Genomic DNA, 1004 nt, shown 5'->3' on the forward strand with positions numbered 1-1004 from the left:
GCCTGCCGCACCGCCGCGCCGGAACAGCTGATGCTGCGCCCCTGCCTGCGCTCCGGCCTTGAGGGCGGCGGATTCAGCGACTGCTTTTTCGACAGGCACATCCTGGCCGCCGGGCGGGCGCACAGCCATACCGATGCGCTCTATCTCGACAGCCGCCCGGAGCTGCCGCTTAGCGCGCCCTGGCATGAACTGGTGCTGTTCCTGCCCTGCCAGGCTTTTGACCTCAGCCTGATGCACCTGCATCTGTTTGCCCTGTAAGGCAGATCCCGCCATGCCCCTTGATCCGCCCCTCGACCTGACCGTCGCCATCCCCAGCCATGATGACAACGGCAATCTGACCCGGCTGCTGCGGCACCTGGCAGCTCTTGGCCTCGCCGAGGCGGTGATCGTGACGGACGACGGCTCCCTGCCCGCCCCTGATGCCGAAACCCTGACCCGGGACAGCGGGCTGGAGCCGGCCCGGCTGACCCTGTTGCGCCAGGACCGGGTCCGCGGCGCAGGCGCGGCGCGCAACCGGGCGCTTTTGCATGTGAAAACCCGGCACCTGCTGTTTCTGGATGCCGATGACCTGCCCGCCCGCGAATTGCGCAGCCTGTGCCAGGCGCTGGCGCAGGCGGATCCGTTCGACTTCTGCATCTTCCAGCACCACGACAGCCGGATGGCGCAGGACCGGCAGCGGGGGCAGATGCCCTTTGATCAGGATTTCTGGGTTCAGGCAGGCCTGGCCCAGGCCAGCCTGCGCCCGGTTCCGGACAGCGCCGCGCCGCTGCTGGCGCAGACCGCCAACTACCCCTGGAACAAGATCTACCGCACCGAGTTCCTGCTGGAACAGGGCATCCGCTGTTCCGAGACCCTGGTGCATAACGACATCGCCCTGCATTGGCAGAGCTTCCTGCGGGCCCGGAGCATCCTCAGCAGCGCCTGCATCGGCGTCACCCATTTCGTGCAGCCGGGCGGCAGCCGGCTGACCAACCGGCTGGACGCCGAACGGCTGCGGGTGTTTG

At 68.0% G+C, this 1004-nt stretch carries 2 protein-coding genes; both read left to right on the forward strand.

Features of this window, described 5'->3' with window-relative positions:
- Positions 1-258, forward strand: a 258-nt coding sequence (locus A2I95_RS42380) for a hypothetical protein (RefSeq protein WP_291738213.1), incomplete at its 5' end; no start/stop codon positions are given.
- A gap of 13 nt (positions 259-271) precedes the next feature.
- On the forward strand, positions 272-1004 hold a 733-nt coding region (locus A2I95_RS42385), incomplete at its 3' end, for a glycosyltransferase (RefSeq protein ID WP_291738214.1).

The organism is Leisingera sp. F5, assembly GCF_001593695.1.